Source organism: Xanthovirga aplysinae (assembly GCF_009711365.1).
GTDB classification, from domain to species: Bacteria; Bacteroidota; Bacteroidia; order Cytophagales; family Cyclobacteriaceae; genus Xanthovirga; species Xanthovirga aplysinae.
Map to the genome: position 1 here is coordinate 1 of NZ_SMMB01000764.1, position 3,782 is coordinate 3,782.

A 3,782-nucleotide genomic window follows, 5' to 3' on the forward strand; every position below is an offset into this window, starting at 1 on the left:
AAACTCTTTCTTTATATGAATAAATAAAAAGGGCTGTTATCAAAACAGCCCTAACCAATACAATGTTTTAATAGCTTTTTACCAAAAACTTCTCTTTTTCTTAGGTCTTTCTTGAGTAGGTTGATTTGCTTTTAATTTGTCAATCTCGATTTGCTGCAATTCAATTTCTTTTCTCAACAGTCTAATGTTATCCTGTAAAGACTCAATGATATTCTCTTGGTTTGCGACCTTTTGACGATAAATTTCCATAATGGTATCCCCAAGATCAGCAGCCTCTTTTTCTAATGATTCTTCATCTAAATCATAAAAACCGTCGAGGGTTGTACCTAATATCTTAACAATCTTGCGGAGTATCTCAGGTCTAGGTTCTGTTTTCAAGGCCTCATAATTATGAATACTGGCCCTTGAAACCCCAGCCGCGTCTGCCAATTCCTCTTGCGAAAGGCTTTTTCTTTTTCTAAGTATTGTTATTTTTTTACCAATATCCATTTTTTTGTCAAAGATGTGTAAAAATAATGCCAACAAGTTTGACATTAATAAATATACTCCTATCTTTACATTAGATACTTTCTTAAAGCAAAATCTAAAAGAGAGATTCGGCTTAAATATACAAAAATGTAAAATAACTTTGACATTATAGTCATAAAAAAAGCCAATAGAGGGTAGGATCTCTATTGGCAAATGAAATGACTTAGTTAATCTTCCACCAAGAAGTGACATAAAACGAAACCAAAGCAGTTCGTTAAGAACCTTGACATTTCGCTTCGGAACAAGTGCATTTCGTCTTTAAAGGTAGTAAGAAAATTACTTTTCTGCAAAAACACCCTCCTTAGACGACTTCACAAGGTTCCGACGGATAAATAGAATTTTTAACCAAAACTATTATATCATGAAGGACCCAATTATCCTCAATGGCGTTAGCCTCGATGAATTATTTGAAACATTTTATAATGCCGCTAAAAAGGCAATCAGAGAAGAATCTGAAAGAAAGCCTCAAAAAGAAAAGTTAAACGCTCAGGAAGCAGCCGACCTGCTAAGAATTGCAAAGCCTACGGTTTATGCCTATGCAAGGGACAGAGTAATACCTTCTTATCGTGAGGGGAAAAGGTTATTCTTTAAACGCTCTGAATTAGTCGCCCAAGATCCTATTTTATCAGGACAAGGAGATAGGCAACCTACCAATGCAGAGTTAGAGCGACTTGCTCAACAGCATGTTCAAAATACCCCATTAAACTTAGCAAGTTAAACCGCCTAACCCTAGAAACCATGACTAATCAAATCATTCTAAACGGTATCGACCTACAAGAGCTTGTTGAACAAGTTGCCCAATCAGTAGAAAAAAAGTTTGACCAACGACTTAAAGCTATTCTCCTTCCTGAAAAGATGGACGCTAAACAGGTAGCAGAAATGGTAGGTGTAAGTCTTTCAACTGTCTATGCTAGAAAAGAGAGTGGCTACTACCCTTCTTACAAAGAAGATGGAAGAAGGTTCTTTAAGCGCTCTGAAATCATGGCAATTGACCCTGTATTATCCGGAAGGTCAAGAAGCCTTACCAAGAAAGAAGAAATGGAGCAAATGGTAGAAGAGCACCTTGCGAAGAAAACATTAGCCTTAACAGCCTAAACCCCAAAACCATGACTCAAAATCATATGATAGACTGTGATCCAGGTAATCACAGCATGTCACCGCTATGCCCTGTTCAATCTTCTGAATCTGAATGGGAAGCAGAAAAATACGAAACGAATTTACATGAAGGCGTTAGGGTTTGGCTAAAGTGGAATGGTGAATATGAAGGCAAACGCTATGTAGACATCGCACTAACTGAGTTAGAAAAGCTTTGCGAGCTGAAAGGAAAGCAAGCAATACTAACTATTCTAGACTTAGGGAATGGCCTTGGAATCACCCTTTGTGATGAAGATACTCAGAAAGGCAACGGGGCTAAGGTTCTTTTGGATGAAGACTTAGAAACTACAATTGCAAACTTAATCTAAGCATAACCCTAATAATTTCCCAACAACTTAAAAATCTACTCAAATGGAATCATTACAAGTAACTCAAGAAAATAAAAATTCAAGTCTTAAAGTGGTCGAAAATCGCAATGCTATCATGCAGGCCGTTAGCTCTGATTCATGCAGTTTTCCAGACTATTCAATAGAGCTATTACACGGTGTTTTTGAAGGGGCAAAAAAGGCCGGAATTATTAAAGTAGCCCAATCCAATGCAAGGGAATATGTTGAACAAGGGCAATATGATCTTTTACCAACCTTAATAGGCTTGAAGAAGATACAGACCTATATAGACTCTTTTTTGTCGGAGGAAGCCTTTCAAGCTGCTGCATTAGCTGAAGCGCAAACACACGGAAAGAAAGATAAAGAGCTTAAAGGCTCAAAAATTTCGATTGGGGAATTAGGCACTAAGTATGATTTTAAAGCGGATAGTGAATGGAATAAACTCGACAAAGAGATTAAAACCATTACCCAAAAAAGGAAGGACCATGAAAAATTCTTGAAATCCCTCTCTTCAAAGGTAGAAGTACTAGACGATGAAACAGGGCAAGTATTCCCCCACTTCCCTCCTACTAAGTCATCTAAAACAGGCTTAAAAGTAACATTATGAGCATGTATTATGAAGGTGATATAGTGGAATTCCAAACGCCTAATTATAATCTCAAAGGGGAAGTTTTGGAGGTTGAAGGAGAAGAATATCAAGAGATCATAATTAGGTGCGAAGGAGAACTAAACGCCATGTCAACAACCACAACCATTAGTACCACAAATCAAGATTCACGAATTCAAAAATTATAGAACTCATGACAGCAGTAAAAAAATTAGAACCCGTAAATACTGAAGTTAGTGAAGTTGTTAGTGAGGAGAAATTACTAGGCTTTCTTAACCTAGTACCAAGTGCAAAAAACCTAAACCAAGGCGAGAAAACACAATTCTTAGAGGTTTGTAAAGCCTTTGGCCTTAACCCATTTAAAAGGGAGATCCACGTAAGTAAGTACGGTAAGGAGGCCACAATTGTAATAGGATATGAGGTGTACATCAAAAGAGCTGAGGCCACGGGATTATTAGACGGTTGGGAAGTAGAGGTAAAAGGGAAAGAAGATGAAATGGAGGCCACGGTTACCATTTTTAGAAAGGACTGGTCAAAGCCTTTTAGATGGACCTCCTATTACGATGAAGCCAAGCAATTAAAGAGTGATGGCAATGTAAATAGGTTTTGGGACAAGATGCCAAGGACAATGCTCAAGAAAGTTGCTATAAGTCAGGGCTTTCGACTATGCTTCAAAGAGCTTCAAGGACTTCCCTATACTAAAGAAGAGATGGGAGTTGAGACTAAGGATGTGGACTTTACGGTAGTGGATCAAAAGCCGGAGACAGTGAAGGAATCTAAGCAAGAACAAGAGCCCCCCAAAACCGTCATTGAGAAATTCAACCGCATGAAGGAGTTAGCCAACAATCCTGTACTCCCTAAAAATTTCTGGAAAGAAAAAGTAGAGCCAAAAATAGCGGCTATGCAGGAGAAGGATATTGACATTAAGATTAAGGAATTAGAAGAGTGCATAGCCAAAAGGTCAGCATCAAAACAGAACTCAAACCAAAACTAGAGTAGAACCTCTGAAACATGAACTACATTAAGCTGATACGCAATTTTTGGAAAGTAGACGCCAAACACGGCCTCTCAGGAAACGAGTCAAAGGTATATTTCTATTTATTAGAATTAAGCAACTCTTTAGCCTGGCAAAACCCTATTCGTCATTCTAAAAAGCAAATGACAGA

Annotated in this window: 7 protein-coding genes; 6 read left to right on the plus strand and 1 reads right to left on the minus strand. The window is 37.9% G+C overall.

From position 1 onward, the window contains the following. Window positions 1–78 precede the first annotated feature (78 nt). On the minus strand, window positions 79–720 hold the full coding sequence (locus E1171_RS05305) for a helix-turn-helix domain-containing protein (RefSeq protein ID WP_155204804.1): 642 nt from the start codon (window positions 718–720) through the stop codon (window positions 79–81). A gap of 169 nt (window positions 721–889) precedes the next feature. On the opposite strand from E1171_RS05305, the gene E1171_RS05310 reads away from it, so the two are divergent. Genes E1171_RS05310 through bet form a run of 6 tightly spaced genes read left to right on the plus strand, consistent with a single transcriptional unit; the run spans window position 890 to window position 3,610 of the window. After that, a complete protein-coding gene (locus tag E1171_RS05310) occupies window positions 890–1,246 on the plus strand; it encodes a helix-turn-helix domain-containing protein (RefSeq protein ID WP_155204806.1) in 357 nt (118 codons plus the stop codon). Between the two features lie 20 nt (window positions 1,247–1,266). After that, on the plus strand, window positions 1,267–1,623 hold the full coding sequence (locus E1171_RS05315) for a helix-turn-helix domain-containing protein (RefSeq protein WP_155204808.1): 357 nt from the start codon (window positions 1,267–1,269) through the stop codon (window positions 1,621–1,623). A gap of 11 nt (window positions 1,624–1,634) precedes the next feature. Then, a complete protein-coding gene (locus E1171_RS05320; protein ID WP_155204810.1) occupies window positions 1,635–1,991 on the plus strand; it encodes a hypothetical protein in 357 nt (118 codons plus the stop codon). Window positions 1,992–2,034: 43 nt separating this feature from the next. Beyond that, window positions 2,035–2,616: a hypothetical protein gene (locus tag E1171_RS05325; RefSeq protein WP_155204812.1), complete on the plus strand. Its 582-nt coding sequence runs from the start codon at window positions 2,035–2,037 to the stop codon at window positions 2,614–2,616. Then, entirely contained in the window at window positions 2,613–2,804 is a 192-nt protein-coding gene (locus E1171_RS05330) for a hypothetical protein (RefSeq protein ID WP_155204814.1), read from the plus strand. The genes E1171_RS05325 and E1171_RS05330 overlap by 4 nt, the downstream gene beginning before the upstream one ends. 5 nt (window positions 2,805–2,809) lie before the next feature. Then, window positions 2,810–3,610, plus strand: a complete 801-nt coding sequence (gene bet, locus E1171_RS05335) for a phage recombination protein Bet (RefSeq protein ID WP_155204816.1) — start codon at window positions 2,810–2,812, stop codon at window positions 3,608–3,610. Window positions 3,611–3,782 lie beyond the last annotated feature (172 nt).